The following is a 14,643-nucleotide window of genomic DNA, read 5'->3' on the forward strand; positions in this document are numbered from 1 at the left end:
TTATATAATTTCAACCTTTTTTAAAACTTTTTCTTAACTCTCTGATAACATACTTTTTATAAATTAAACTTTTTTATCTTTTGTGAGAAAATTCAGGTGATGATTATGCTTTTCGCAATCCGGGCATTTGCCCGTACGCCATTTTTAAGGACTTTACATTTTAAAATGCCTTTTTGCCTATTCTCCTATATAGATTCAAACACTCCCTTTTGTATGGTTTGAGGCGCTTTTCTTTATCGTAAAAACGCTAAGTTTCTTTTCTTTCCTAATATATAACGTACATCTCTTTTGAAAACCTCTGCCCTAGCCCCGATGGAAGTGGAAATCCTTTTGTCCGCCACGGCGGACAAAAGATTGGAACGGACAGCGGGATTAAGCTCCTTATCAAATTACAATTTCTTAAATTCCAAATTCCAGAAGCCTTGAATTCGATCAGCACGACAGAATAATTACTGTATACCTATATATACAAAACAAACCCGACAGGTTTTAAAAACCTGTCGGGTTGGAGAAGCGAAATCTAAATATTCAATTAATCAAAACGAATGGCTTTGACTGGCGATATTTTAGTAATTATATAGGATGGAATTAACAACACCACAAAACAGACCGTGATAGTTAACAAATTCAACAGGACTACATAGACCCAATTAATATATACCGGCGCCTGGTTGACATAGTAATTTTCAGGATTTAGCTGAATGATTCCAAAGTACTGTTGCACTAACAATAATGAGATCCCAATCAGGTTGCCCCAGAAAAGTCCTCTTATAATGAGATAAAATGCATTGTATAAAAATATCTTTCTCACCGCCCAGTTGTTTGCTCCCAATGCTTTTAATATTCCGATCATCTGTGTACGCTCTAAGATAAGGACTAATAGAGCCACTACCATATTGATGGTTGCGACTATAATCATGATCGCAAGAATGACAATAATATTAAAATCGAAAAGCTGGAGCCAGTCAAAAATATAACTGTATTTCTCTATCATTGTTTTAGTGTCTAAACTAGATGATGTTTGCTCATAGATCTTATCACCTGTTTCTTTAATTTTATCAAAATCGTTTACAAAAACCTCGAAAGCTCCAACCTGATTTGGGTTCCATTTGTTGATTCTCTGGATGTGGCGTATATCTCCTATTATATACGTTGCATCAAAACTCTGAAAACCGGAATTAAAAATTCCTGTTATTTTGAAACGACGGCTGTTCGGCATCTTCCCTTGCTCCTCTTTTATAAAAAAGGTATTGAAATTATCCCCAACCTTAAGACCCAATCGATCAGCAAGAAACCTGGAAATTATCACTTCTTCGTTTATACCTTTAGAATAATCCGGTAATTTACCCTCTACCAAATACTCTTTTATCTTATTCCAATCGTAATCCAGACCAACTCCTTTGAAAATAATCCCTTCGAAAGAACTTTCTGTTCTAATAATTCCGGCTTTACTTGCTATTGCCTGTATATGGCTCACTTCAGGAACGGATTTGAAATTCGGATAAAAATCCTGTTTTTTAGAAATTGGAATTATCGTTACTTCGGAATTGTTGTTATCGTAATTTGAAATAACAATCTGACCATTAAAAGCAGAAACCTTCTCACGGATTTTTTGCTGCAGACCAATCCCTGTTGCTACCGAAACCAGCATCATAATAATACCAATAGCTATAGCCGAAATGGCAATTTTTATAATTGGAGCTGAAATACTGCTTTTAAAATCTCTGGCAGTAATAAGTCTTTTAGCAATAAAATATTCTAGATTCAATTTTCAGTTATCGTTTATTAGTGTTTCGCTTTCGTCTGAGTCAAAAATACATTTAAAAAAGCAAACATGAATTGTTCCGAAAAACAATTATATTTTATTTAAGTCAGGAAAGATTTATTTATAACGGAAGTCGTTTCTTCATCTCCTCCACAATATTATAGGCTGCCGGACAAATTGCGACATTTTTTAAAGTAAGATCGGAAATCTGATGAAACTTTTTACGATCCGTATGCGGAAATTCTCTGCATGCTTTTGGGCGCACGTCGTAAATCATACAATAGTTTTCACTATCTAAAAAAGTACAGGGAACACTTTTTAGCACATAATCTTTATCTTCATCGACCCGAAGGTATTGCTCAATAAACTGCTGTGGTTTTTGCCTGAAAGATTTCGAAATCCTTTCGATATCAGCCAGCGTAAATAACGGCCCCGTAGTTTTGCAACAATTGGCACATTCCAGACAGTCTGTTTTCTTAAACTCTTTATCATGCAACTCCTGCATAATATAGTCTAAGTTTTTAGGCTGTTTCTTTTTAAGCTTATCAAAATACTTTTTGTTTTCGATATGCTTATCTTTGGCTAACTTATTTAAGTTATTTAAAATTTGCTTCAAGTTTAAAATTTAAAGTTGATCTGCAAAATTAAACAACTTTAAACTTGAAACCTTAAACTTTGAACTAAAATACGATGAAAGATCTTTTTGGAAAGGCAATGTTCGACTTTCAAACCAATAATTCACCTGAAAACATCATCACAGAAACTTCGATTTCTGAAGAAGACGAAATGAGTGTTGATTATTTATTTCGTTCTTACAACGAAATGCCAAAAATCGAACAAAAAGCGTTACAAATGGCGAGTGGAAAAACCCTGGATGTAGGCTGCGGAGCCGGAAGTCATAGTTTATCATTACAAAATGATCGTAACTTAGACGTGACCTCTATTGATATTTCAGAAAAAGCAATAGCAACCTGTAAGCTTCGAGGTGTAAAAAATGCTAAGGTTCAAAATATATTGGATCTTGAAGAAGAAAAATTTGATACTATTGTATTATTGATGAATGGTGTTGGCATTTTTGGAAAGATAGAAAACTGCAATCAATATTTATCAAAATTAAAATCTTTATTAAATCCAGGCGGACAAATTCTGTTAGACAGCTCAGATATTATTTATATGTTTGATGAAGATGAAGATGGTGGAAAATGGATTCCTTCTAATAATGATTATTATGGTGAACTTGTTTTCAATATTTCTTATAAAGGAGAAAAAGAAGAACCTTTCAATTGGCTGTACTTAGATTACAATACACTTCAAAATGCCGCTGTTGCGAATGGTTTAAAATGTGAACTTATTTTAGAAGGTGAACATTATGATTATTTAGCCAGACTTTCTATTTAATTTTAGATTTATGGAAAATTCAGATTTAGAAAAATTAAAGTATCCAATAGGAAAATTTATTGCACCTCCAACCTATTCAACAGAATATCTTTCAAAAAAGATTGAAGAAATCGCATTATTTCCTGAAAAACTAAAACAGGAAACGCTTCATTTATCAGACGAGCAACTAGACACCCCCTATCGTCTGGGCGGATGGACTGTCAGACAAGTAATTCATCATTGTGCAGAAAGCCATATGAATTGTTTTATAAGAATAAAATGGGCTTTGACCGAAAACAATCCTGTAATAAAAGCATATGATGAAGTTTTATGGTCCACATTACCTGATAATTTAGAAATGCCGATACAACCCACTTTATCTTTATTGGAAGGATTGCATTTCAGATTAACATATCTTCTAAAAAATTTGTCCGAAACTGAACTCGAAAGAAGCTTTATACATCCGGAAAACAATTCGGAAATTAAAATAAAACAAATGATCGCCACTTATGCCTGGCATGGAAATCATCATTTGGCCCATATTACCACATTGAAAAAAAATAAAAACTGGAACTAAACACAAATTGTATCATTTTTACACAGTGTGTATACTTCTAAAAACAAAAAGCGCTTCAATTGAAGCGCTTTTTGTTTTGTCCGATTAGGGAATATTCAAATATTTATGTGTCTGAAGTGAAACCCTCCATTTTGGATTATTCATTACATAGTCTACAATTAACGGGGTCATTTCTTCTTTTTTACTCCACTCCGGCTGAAGAAACAAAATCGCACTGTCATTTACCAATTCAGCTTGTTCTTCTGCAAATATAAAATCATGCTTATTATGTATAATCACTTTTAACTCGTGGGCATTATCGTATACGGTTTGCGTTGGCAATTTATTCTTTTTCGGGGAAAGACAAATCCAATCCCAGGTTCCGGACAATGGATACGCACCGGAAGTTTCAATATGAACTTTTAAATTTCTGTCTTTCAATTGCTGTGTCAACAAAGTCATGTCCCATGTTAACGGTTCTCCACCTGTAATTACCACAGTATCTGCGTAAGCCGAAGCATTTTTCACAATTAAATCAACACTTGTTGGCGGATGCAATTCTGCATTCCAGCTTTCCTTCACATCACACCAGTGACAGCCCACATCGCAACCTCCAATTCTTATAAAGTAAGCAGCAGTTCCTGTATGAAAACCTTCTCCCTGAATCGTATAAAACTCTTCCATCAAAGGCAACATAGCGCCTTTATTCACCTCTAATTGTATTTCTTTAGCTAACATTATTTTATTTTAAAGTGCAAAGATAGTCATTTAAATACGGAACATAAAAAAACCGATAATTCAAAGCGAACTATCGGTTTTTTATTTACTCTAATAAGAGCTTATATTATTTTAAAGCTTTTACAGATTGTGCAGCATAAGTGTTTGCAGGATCTAAAGCCAAAGTTTTGTTGAAATACTCAACCGCTTTAACTTTATCAGTGTTAGCGTAACTGGCACCAATACTATTGTAAGCTTCCACTATTTTTTTAACTGTCGCCGGTTTTGCCAATTCTTCAGCACCTTTAGCAGTTGTTTTAGTTACATACTCTTCGTAGTTTTTAATGATTAAATCGTCTTTTTCAAGCAAGTTGTTGATTCTTCCTTTGTATAAGTACGCTTCATCATAGGTAGGAGAAGCAACCAAAACTCTGTCGAAAGCAGCTTCTGCCTTCGCTAATGCTTCAGCATTTGGAGCAGTACCGGCAGCTTTATTTACATTAGCATAATAAAGTGATATACCATAATAAACATTATCATCTAAGTAATTTTTAGATTCACTGTTATTAACAGCAAGTTCAAAAATAGTAGCAGCTTGCGCAAACTGTTTTTTACCGAACAATGCTTTTCCTAAATCAGCAAGTTCTTCAACTACTAAAGGTTCTAATTCAATTGCTTTTTTGATATCAGCTACACCAGCATCAAAAGCTGCCTGATCAACTACGCCTTCTGCATTCGTTCCTTTTTTAATTTTAGATAAACCTAAGTATAAATAATCTCTACCGATTACTTTATTTGAAGGTACTTTCATAAAATCTTCAATAGATTTAATCGCTACATCAACATTTCCGTTTTCGTAAGCAGCATATCCTAAGTATCTGTAAATTCTTGGATTCACTTTATCTTCTGCAATCATTTTATTGGCAACAGTTTCTAAAGTTTTGTAATCTTTTACTAAAATTAAGAAATCCGCATGACGCATTTTAGAATCTAAAGAGTAATCTGTAAGACTTAAATACTTCTCATAGTTTGTAATTGCATTTTGCATATTAACTTTGGCAGTAGATGTTTTATTTCTTCCCCATTTGTAATATGTTTCAGCTAATTCTCTATAAACAGGACCATAATTAGGATTTAAAGCAATAACCTCATTAAAAGCTTTAATTGCTTCTTCGTACGATTTAGCCCCTTTTAATAAAACTCCTAATTGCATTTTTGCTCTTAAAAGTTTTGGATCTGCTGTAAATGCATCACGATATGCTTTATAAGCATCATTTTGATTACTTGCTCCATAATAAGCATCTCCGATTGCCAAAAGTGCAACAGGATTTTGAGGCTCGATCGCTAAAGCTTTTTGCAAGCTTGTAATAGCGCTTTTATAATCAGGATTTACTGAATTCATATAAGCTCTACCAATGTAAATAAATTCATTTACATCTTTACGTTTAATATCTTTTGTTGCTAAAGCAAAATTAGCCTGAGCTCCAGCTGTATTTTTACTATCAAGATCCAATTGTCCTAATCCGATGTAGTTTAGGTTTTTCTTATCAGATGCTTCTAATCCATTTAGGTAATAGATTTTAGCCGAGTCTACAACAGACTGATTTAAATATACGTTACCAAGTACAAAATTTGCCTCACCGTCAGATGGTTTTGCTTTAATAATTGATTTCAGCAACGATTTTGCTTTTTGAAATTGTTCAGCATCAATTGCTTTTTTAGCTTCGTTGATGTCTTGCGCTTTTGCAACAGAAGCTGATGCAACTAAGGCAAGACTAAAAATTTTAAATTTATTCATCTTTATCGTAATTAATTTATTCTTTATCTTTTATAATTTCTTTTCTAATACTAAGTTTTCTACCCGGAGTCCTAACAGGCAATAATCCTGATTTTAAAACAATACGTTGTCCTATGTCTCCAGATATAAATGAGGCCAGTCCCATTCCTAAACCAGTATATCCCTGACAATTTATAATAAACAAATCGCGTGCCAAAGGGTATTTTAATTCAGCAAGATCATTTTGAGTCGGGCTATAGTACTTATCGCTATTCAAGCCTTTAACACTCAAAACATTTATATTCTTTAACACACCTTCCATATTTGGCGATGGTTGGGAAAGCCAATTCATGCCCACTACTCCAATCATACCATCATTTTCCGAAACGAATTTAATGACTTCATCGTTCGTTTTAAATGAAAAAACACCTTTTGCCGGTAAATCTTTTACTTTCGCGAATTCCTTCATATAACGTACTGTACTTGAATTTGGATTATCAAATACCAGCCCTTTAATTTGTGGTTCAGCTTTTCCTTGTAGAAAATCAAGTACGGTTTTCAACGCAATTAATGTATCATTATTGCTTTTGTTTGAAATAAAAGCAATTGCATCCGTTCCAAAAGGGGTTACTCTGGGATTAATCTTGCTTTTTTCAAATCTGTCTCGTTCCTCTTTAGTTAAATCCCTCGTTACAACTACTACTTTAGCTTTCTGATTCAATAAATCATTAATAAGTTCAGCCTCAGATTTTGCTTTAATTGAAATTTTCGCATCATAGTAGGTTCCTTCAAAAACAGCGACCTGATCCTCAACGATAGGCTTGATTGTCTCGTCGACCGTAATCTCCATGGATCCTTTTAAAATTGTTTCTTTATCCCCTTCATTTTTGCTTTTTTGGTTGCACATGGCAAACAAAAAAACAAAAACAACCAAACCTGCAACTCTGCTATATTTTAACATAATTAGTCTGCATTTGAATTAATTAATCTTAGAAAACGAATTCCCGAATAAACGATCAGTAAACCGCCAAAAGCATATCTGTATTTGAGTTCCATATCCAAAGGAAGTTTCTTCCAGAACATAATCATTAAACCCAGTACAAGATATATTAAAAAAAACAGTATTCCTAAAACAAGAAGAAATCGCTCTTTGAGCGATTTCTTCTGAATATTATTAAGCATATCTTTTAACATTATTCTGCAGATTGAATAGTAATAGGAAGAGAATAAAGTACCCTAACTTTTTTACCATTTTGCTCGCCGGGAGTCCATTTCGGACATTTTTTAAGAACACGAATTGCTTCTGCCCCTGTACCGTAACCGATATCCCTTAAAACTTTAATGTCGGTTAATGAACCGTCTTTTTCAACTACAAAAGTAACATATACTTTACCTTTTAAACCTTCTTCTTCAGGAGTTTTATAATTGTTTCCTACGAACTTGTAGAATTTTTCAATACCTCCAGGGAAATCAGGTTTTACCTCGATACCGGCTGTATTATAAACATTATTATCTTCCTGTATGATTTCAGTAACCGGTCCTTTACCAACTGGCTCATCTACAGTTAAAACTGCATCCGGATCTCCTTTGATCGTTTCGTTACCTACTTTCTTATCCTTAAGATCCACAATTTTTGGCGGGTCTTCGGTAACTTCGTTTGCTTTGGCAACCACCGGTTTCACAAATTTCACCTGATCCACTTTTGGTGGTGGTGGTGGTGGTGGTGGCTGATTTGGCTTAATTTCCTCTTTCTTAGGAGGTAATTTTACTGTAGCAATTTTAATATCTTTATTTTCTACCTCTTCTTCAGAATCCGGTAAAAAGCTTGCAATAAGAGGAGCTGCAACAGCAAAGCTAAAAATAAGTGAACCAATAACAAGCGCCTTTACAGTCGTCTTACCGTTCGATTTTCTTAACTCATATGCACCATATATCTTATTACGTCCTTCGAATACGATATCAAGCCACTGATTTTTAATTATATCTAATTTCATTTTTCTTGATTATTAAGGATTAAAACAAGATTACTCTGGTTTCTTATCTATCAATTTTGTCTCTTCTGGAGTAAACTCAGGAACAATCGCATAAGTATCAACTCCTGAAATAGCCATCTCATCCAAAATATCAACCAAATTACGGTAATTTGATTTTTTAGTTGGTTTTATAATAACTATTATCCCGTTTTTAGGTTTCCCTAAACCTGCAGAATAAGCTAAAACTGCTTTCTTTTGAGTTAATAATACTTTACGAATTCCGTTTTTACCATAAGTAATATCCTTAGGTCCTACTTTAGGAGTGGCAAGCAAACCCATATAGTAAACCATTTTATTATCTGCACCCAACATAACTGTCATCGTACGATTCTCATCTACTTTCGTATCAACTTTCTTCGTCGGATCATCTTCTTTATCTGGCAGCGACAAATCCATCGATTGAGGTTTTGACAACGATGTGGTTAGCATAAAGAACGTGATCAATAAGAATGCCAAATCCACCATTGCCGTTAAATCGACCTTAGAATTCTGCTTTTTACTTCTTACTTTACCACCTTTTCCGCCACCACCGTCGCCGGTATTTAATTCAGCCATTTTAGTGTATCTTTTTTAATTAAAAGTTTTTATCTCTCATACCCGTAACCAAGTTAAAGGAATTGATTTTCTGATCTTGTAAAATATCCATAATCTTTTTGATTTGCGGATATTCTTCTTTAGCATCACCTTTTATTGCAATTTGCAATTCTTTGTCATCAATGTCAATCGCAGCTCTTCTTGAAACCAAAAGCCAGTCTTTTAATTGATTATCCAAAGAATCCATTGGAATTCCAGGTTGGTTTGCCTTAGTTCTGTCAGACGCTTTCATGTCGATGATTTGCTTTAGATTTGCTAATGGCACACCAAAGTCATCCATCAAAGCAAATTTAGTTTTATCTTCTTCTGAAAAAGTCACACCTAATTTTGCTCCCATTCCTTCAAGAGTTCTTTTACGAATCTCTCTTCCTTTAATGTCAAAGAACACTTTACTTTTTCCATCTGCGCCTTTACCTATTGTAATAATAGCTAAATCCGTATCAGGCAATTTAGTTTGAGCAACAGAAGAAGGCATATCTACAGGAAGTGCTTCAGGCACTTTAGCTGTAGCGGTCAAAATAAAGAACGTAAGCAAAAGGAACGCAACATCACACATGGCAGTCATATCTGTCGATGTTGACTTTTTTTTCATTTTTAATTTAGCCATTCTCTTTTATTTTATTATTTTGATAGTATTAAATATCAAAAATTAATTATTGTTTCAAACTTCCTCTGAATCTTCTGTAAGTGTTTACGATTGTAGTACCAGCCTCATCGATAGAGTAAGTTAAATCGTCAATTTTAGCTGTAAAGAAGTTGTAAGATACAATTGCAAGGATTGAAGTAGAGATACCTGTTGCAGTGTTGATAAGTGCTTCAGAGATACCTGTTGCAAGAGCAGCCTGGTCTGGAGTTCCGGCAGAAGCTAACGCACCAAACGCTTTAATCATACCAGATACAGTTCCTAATAATCCTCCTAAAGTTCCTAATGATACTAAAGTAGAGATAATAGTCATATTTTTCTCTAACATTGGCATTTCTAATGAAGTTGCCTCTTCGATTTCTTTGTGGATTACTTCTGAAGCTTCTTCACTGTTGAATCCCTCTTTTTTAACATCCTGGTATTTAATTAAAGCAGATTTAATTGCATTTGCAACTGAACCTTGTTGTTTGTCACAAGAAGCGATTGCAGCTTCGATGTTACCTTCTTTAATACTTCCCTGAACGCTTTTCATGAATTTATCTAAATTAGCTTTTCCAGCTGCTTTTCCGATAACGATAAATCTTTCAATTGAAAATACAACAACCATTAAAAACATACCTAATAATACCGGTACAATGAATCCTCCTTTATATACCTGACCTAATGTATTGATTGGATGACCAGTCTCAGGGTTCCCTCCCTCGAAGTTAGAAGCATCTCCCATGATTACTTTCCAAATAAATACCCCAACTAAAATACACGCAACAATAATGATTCCAGTAATCATTCCTCCTCCATTTGAAGTACTTTCTTTTTTAACTTTAACGTTTGCCATTTTTTTTAATTTTAATAGTTTTAAATAATTTTTATTTTTTAGTTATATTTAACTTGTAGAGGAGCAAATTTATACGTTTAGTTTAAATAAAAAAACTTTTTTTAATTTTATTGAAGGAAATTTAACGTCAATTTAAAAAATATCTCATTAAATTGCCGCCGTTGTTTTTTAGATAAAACAAAAAACAGGATGATTTCTGGGAAAATTACAACGTTTTAGTAAATATTCAAACATTCCGTTGATATCTTCTTAAAAAGTTGCGAAATTATTTTTTGTTTTATTTTCAATTGCGAAAAGCTTTTTCCTACTAAAAAAAACAAGGTCAAATTGTTAAAAAACAAAGCAATACTCTTATAATCATCTAAATTACAAATAAAACATGAATAAAAAAGACAATTTCATTCAGGAGATAAACAATGGATATTCATCAAAAGGGGACAGTATTATTCTGGGAGGTGCCATTCTTGACGGAGAACCGCTTGCTGAAGCACATGTCAAAATCCCCTTAAAAACCTTAAACCGACACGGACTAATAGCAGGTGCCACTGGTACCGGTAAAACGAAAACTATTCAGGTTTTTTCAGAACAATTATCGAATGCGGGAATCCCTGTCCTGATGATGGACATAAAAGGTGATTTTAGTGGAATTGCAAAAGAAGGAAAAGAAGAAGGTTTTATTACAGAGCGACATAGCAAAATAAACATACCTTATAATGTATCCGCATTTCCGGTTGAACTGATGTCTTTATCCAAACAAAATGGAGTCCGTTTACGCGCTACTGTTTCAGAATTTGGGCCGGTCTTATTTTCGCGAATTCTGGATCTGAATGACACACAGGCAGGCGTGGTATCGGTGATCTTTAAATATTGCGATGACAATCAGATGCCTTTACTGGACCTGAAAGACATCAAGAAAGTTATCAATTATATTACCGAAGAAGGAAAAGATGAGATTACCGCTGCTTACGGTAAAATTTCAACTGCTACAACCGGAACTATTTTGAGAAAAATAATCGAGTTGGAGCAACAGGGCGGAGATTTATTCTTTGGGGAACTATCTTTCGAAATTGATGATTTGATGCGTATTGATGAAAACGGAAAAGGTTACGTAAATATCATCCGTTTAACGGACATTCAGGATAAGCCTAAGTTGTTCTCGACTTTTATGCTGAGTTTACTGGCCGAAATTTACCAGCAAATGCCTGAAAAAGGAGATGCTGATCAACCTGAACTGGTTATTTTTATTGATGAGGCGCATTTAATTTTTAATGAAGCCAGTAAAGCACTTTTGGAACAAATTGAAACCATTGTAAAACTGATTCGTTCTAAAGGCGTTGGTGTTTATTTCGTTACCCAAAATCCAATGGATGTTCCGAGTGGTGTTCTGGCACAGTTAGGATTAAAAATCCAGCATGCCTTAAGGGCTTTTACAGCCAATGACAGACAGGCTATTAAAAAAACAGCTGACAACTACCCTACTTCTGTTTATTACAAAACAGATGAATTACTGACGAATTTAGGAATTGGAGAAGCATTGGTTACGGCATTGAATGAAAAAGGAATTCCCACACCGCTTGTAGCCACCATGATGCGTGCCCCAATGAGCCGAATGGATGTTTTGTCTTCCGATGAAATTGCGGACATCAATAATAAGTCAAAACTGGTCAAAAAATACAGTGAAGAAATCGATCGCGAAAGTGCCTACGAAATCTTAATTAAAAAAATAGAAACTGCCAGTCAGGCTGCTGCCGAACAGGAAGAACAAGCTCCGGCAAATTCCTCAAAATCAGAACCAAGTACGGCTAGCGTTGTTACTAAATCTGTTTTAAAAGTGGTTACCAGTGCTACTTTTATCAGAGGTGTTTTTGGCGTTTTATCCAAATTTCTGAAAAAGTAATAAAACAACAAACCCGACAGGTTTTAAAAACCTGTCGGGTTTAGTTAAGAATTTTATTTTTCTAACAACTCCAGAATCTTATTTTCGATTTCGGGGCTGTTCCAAATGTTTTCAATATTTTCGAGCTTTAAAATCTCTTCCATAATTCCGTTTTGAAAATCACCAATGGCTAAAGCTTCTGCGTAAGGACGGTCACTGAAGGTTACGCGGCTGTATAACGGAATCCACTTATCCGGGTATTTATCTGAGAATGCTTTTTCGATTTTCTTTTGCAGCAGGAATTTTTCATCGGCCGTTTTCGTGCTCATTTCCATAAAATTACGATACGAAAGTTCTGCAATTGCATCGGCGTTTGGTTTACGTGAAATCTGATATTCGGAGAACACTTTTTTCCAGTCGTCGCCGTACTTTTCGATCATTTCATTTAGAACCGTAATATCCTCAAAACCGGCGTTCATTCCTTGTCCGTAAAACGGAACAATAGCGTGACAGGCATCTCCGATTAAGGCAATTTTATCTTCGTAAGTCCACGGGAAGCATTTCATGGTCACCAATGTACTGGTTGGATTTTTAAAGAAATCTTCTGCCAGTTCGGGAATTACCTCTATTGAGTCCGGGAAGTTTTTCTCGAAGAAATCTTCTACCATTTTACGGTCTGTTAAGGATGCAAATGAATTTTCACCCTCAAAAGGCATAAACAACGTACAGGTAAAACTGCCATCTAAATTTGGAAGCGCGATCAGCATATATTCCCCTCGCGGCCAGATATGAAAAGAGTTTTTATCTAATTTATGTGAAGCATCCGAATTTGCGGGAATATTTAATTCTTTATACCCCATATTCAAAAATTCCTGCGAATAATTGAACATGCTTTGGCGTTGCATCCGGTGCCTGATTCTGGAGAAAGCGCCATCGGCACCAAAAACCATATCAAACTTTTTTTCTTCCCACTCCCCTCTTTCGGTTTCGCCAATATGCAGTGTTGCATCGCTTAGCGTAACATCCCAGATTTTCTGCTCGAAGAAAAACTCAGCTCCGGCTTGTTCTGCCAGGTCAATCATTTTTCGGTTCAGAGTTCCTCTTGAGATCGAATAAATCGATTCGCCTTCCTGACCGTAATTCTGAAAGTTTAATTTATCGACCAGATGTATGGCTCGTTTGTCCATGGGAATGGCAATTTCGCGAACCGAATCACCAACACCAACACCATCCAGCGCTTTCCAGCCCCGGTTGGACATGGCCAGATTAATGGAACGACCCGAAAAGTTTATTTGACGAATATCAGGACTACGATCATAAACATGAACGGTGTGACCTGCTTTTTTGAGATAAATTGCCAAAAGTGATCCTACCAATCCAGAACCAACAACAGCAATTTTAAGTGGAGTTTGCATCAAAAATAATCTAAATAATAAGATCGTAAAAATAAGTAATAATTCTACAAGAGCTTAAAAATAAAGGAAATATTTATGATTTATATGGGCATGACCCGCCGAAAAAAGCGGGTCGGGCTATCCACTGTATCTTTTGTGGCTAAAAATAGCAACGCGCATTGCCACAAAAGGATGCCGTTATTATCCCTCATGCAACTCTGTTTTTCATAACAAATTTGAAGTGAATTGGATTTATTTAAAGTTTTAAAAAAGTTATTTTAGCGGAAGAAATAATCTCGCAAAGACGCAAAGCTTTCATATGATGGTGTCATTTCGACGCAAGGAGAAATCGCATTAGAAATTCCGCAAAGAAATTCTTTAATCTTTGTCGATATGCACGTGTGATTTCTCCTTGCGTCGAAATGACAAAAAACTTTGCGTCTTTGCGGGGAAATTCCAATCAAACAAAAAAGGTATGAGAACAGAACTATTACAAACAAATATTATTTTAGAAAACGAAAAAGTCCTATTACTCCCATTTGAAAACGAAAGAAACACCGAACTCCAAACTATCATTTTTGATGATGAAATATGGAAATACATGGGCATGTATGTACGCGATGCTGTTGATTTCGAAAATTATATCCAAAATACCTTAAAACAAAAAGCAGCCGGAATATGCTATCCGTTTTTAATTATTGACAAAGCGACCAACAAAGTAGCCGGAAGTACCCGTTACGGATATCTAAACCAGGCAAGCCAAAAATGTGAAATTGGCTGGACCTGGTACGGTGCGGCGTTTCAGGGAACGGGCTTAAACAAAGCCTGCAAGTATGAATTATTGAATTTTGGCTTTGAAAACATTCAATTCAGAAGAATACAATTTAGTGCTGATCTTCAAAATGAAAGATCCCAAAGCGCAATTGAAAAACTAGGTGCCTTAAAAGAAGGGATATTCAGAAACAATTACATCGATTCTGAGGGGAAAAGCAAAGACGATGTTTACTACAGTATAATTGCTGAAGAATGGGCTGCAACTAAAAGAAACTATTTCACGGAATTTCTCTAAAATTCAA

Annotated in this window: 15 protein-coding genes; 4 read left to right on the plus strand and 11 right to left on the minus strand. The window is 35.0% G+C overall.

What is annotated here, in order from left to right:
* Positions 1–532: 532 nt before the first annotated feature.
* Positions 533–1,768, minus strand: coding sequence for an ABC transporter permease (locus GJU43_RS14275; protein ID WP_154341435.1), 1,236 nt, complete (start codon positions 1,766–1,768; stop codon positions 533–535).
* Between the two features lie 118 nt (positions 1,769–1,886).
* Complete coding sequence (locus tag GJU43_RS14280) at positions 1,887–2,381, minus strand: YkgJ family cysteine cluster protein (protein WP_154341436.1); 495 nt, start codon at positions 2,379–2,381, stop codon at positions 1,887–1,889.
* A gap of 74 nt (positions 2,382–2,455) precedes the next feature.
* Between GJU43_RS14280 and GJU43_RS14285 the strand changes: the two genes are divergently transcribed.
* Positions 2,456–3,163, plus strand: coding sequence for a bifunctional 2-polyprenyl-6-hydroxyphenol methylase/3-demethylubiquinol 3-O-methyltransferase UbiG (locus tag GJU43_RS14285; RefSeq protein WP_154341437.1), 708 nt, complete (start codon positions 2,456–2,458; stop codon positions 3,161–3,163).
* 10 nt (positions 3,164–3,173) lie between these two features.
* Complete coding sequence (locus GJU43_RS14290) at positions 3,174–3,719, plus strand: YfiT family bacillithiol transferase (protein ID WP_154341438.1); 546 nt, start codon at positions 3,174–3,176, stop codon at positions 3,717–3,719.
* Between the two features lie 84 nt (positions 3,720–3,803).
* Here GJU43_RS14290 and GJU43_RS14295 read toward each other — a convergent pair whose 3' ends face one another.
* The 8 genes from GJU43_RS14295 to GJU43_RS14330 form a co-directional block, all read right to left on the minus strand.
* On the minus strand, positions 3,804–4,436 hold the full coding sequence (locus GJU43_RS14295; RefSeq protein WP_154341439.1) for a 7-carboxy-7-deazaguanine synthase QueE: 633 nt from the start codon (positions 4,434–4,436) through the stop codon (positions 3,804–3,806).
* 106 nt (positions 4,437–4,542) lie between these two features.
* Positions 4,543–6,213: a tetratricopeptide repeat protein gene (locus GJU43_RS14300; protein ID WP_154341440.1), complete on the minus strand. Its 1,671-nt coding sequence runs from the start codon at positions 6,211–6,213 to the stop codon at positions 4,543–4,545.
* A gap of 16 nt (positions 6,214–6,229) precedes the next feature.
* Positions 6,230–7,153: a PstS family phosphate ABC transporter substrate-binding protein gene (locus GJU43_RS14305; protein ID WP_154341441.1), complete on the minus strand. Its 924-nt coding sequence runs from the start codon at positions 7,151–7,153 to the stop codon at positions 6,230–6,232.
* 2 nt (positions 7,154–7,155) lie between these two features.
* Positions 7,156–7,386: a hypothetical protein gene (locus tag GJU43_RS14310; protein ID WP_154341442.1), complete on the minus strand. Its 231-nt coding sequence runs from the start codon at positions 7,384–7,386 to the stop codon at positions 7,156–7,158.
* Positions 7,386–8,186, minus strand: coding sequence for an energy transducer TonB (locus tag GJU43_RS14315; protein WP_154341443.1), 801 nt, complete (start codon positions 8,184–8,186; stop codon positions 7,386–7,388). The genes GJU43_RS14310 and GJU43_RS14315 overlap by 1 nt, the downstream gene beginning before the upstream one ends.
* A 30-nt stretch (positions 8,187–8,216) precedes the next feature.
* Positions 8,217–8,780: a biopolymer transporter ExbD gene (locus tag GJU43_RS14320; protein WP_154341444.1), complete on the minus strand. Its 564-nt coding sequence runs from the start codon at positions 8,778–8,780 to the stop codon at positions 8,217–8,219.
* A 19-nt stretch (positions 8,781–8,799) separates the two neighbouring features.
* Entirely contained in the window at positions 8,800–9,426 is a 627-nt protein-coding gene (locus GJU43_RS14325) for a biopolymer transporter ExbD (protein ID WP_154341445.1), read from the minus strand.
* A gap of 46 nt (positions 9,427–9,472) precedes the next feature.
* Positions 9,473–10,297, minus strand: a complete 825-nt coding sequence (locus GJU43_RS14330; RefSeq protein ID WP_154341446.1) for a MotA/TolQ/ExbB proton channel family protein — start codon at positions 10,295–10,297, stop codon at positions 9,473–9,475.
* Between the two features lie 379 nt (positions 10,298–10,676).
* Here GJU43_RS14330 and GJU43_RS14335 point away from each other — a divergent pair, with 379 nt between their 5' ends.
* Positions 10,677–12,194, plus strand: a complete 1,518-nt coding sequence (locus tag GJU43_RS14335; protein WP_154341447.1) for a helicase HerA-like domain-containing protein — start codon at positions 10,677–10,679, stop codon at positions 12,192–12,194.
* Positions 12,195–12,247: 53 nt separating this feature from the next.
* Here GJU43_RS14335 and GJU43_RS14340 read toward each other — a convergent pair whose 3' ends face one another.
* A complete protein-coding gene (locus GJU43_RS14340; RefSeq protein WP_154341448.1) occupies positions 12,248–13,588 on the minus strand; it encodes an NAD(P)/FAD-dependent oxidoreductase in 1,341 nt (446 codons plus the stop codon).
* Positions 13,589–14,042: 454 nt separating this feature from the next.
* On the opposite strand from GJU43_RS14340, the gene GJU43_RS14345 reads away from it, so the two are divergent.
* Entirely contained in the window at positions 14,043–14,636 is a 594-nt protein-coding gene (locus GJU43_RS14345) for a GNAT family N-acetyltransferase (protein WP_154341449.1), read from the plus strand.
* Positions 14,637–14,643 lie beyond the last annotated feature (7 nt).

The organism is Flavobacterium sp. LC2016-23, from assembly GCF_009674775.1.
In the GTDB taxonomy this organism is placed as follows: domain Bacteria; phylum Bacteroidota; class Bacteroidia; order Flavobacteriales; family Flavobacteriaceae; genus Flavobacterium.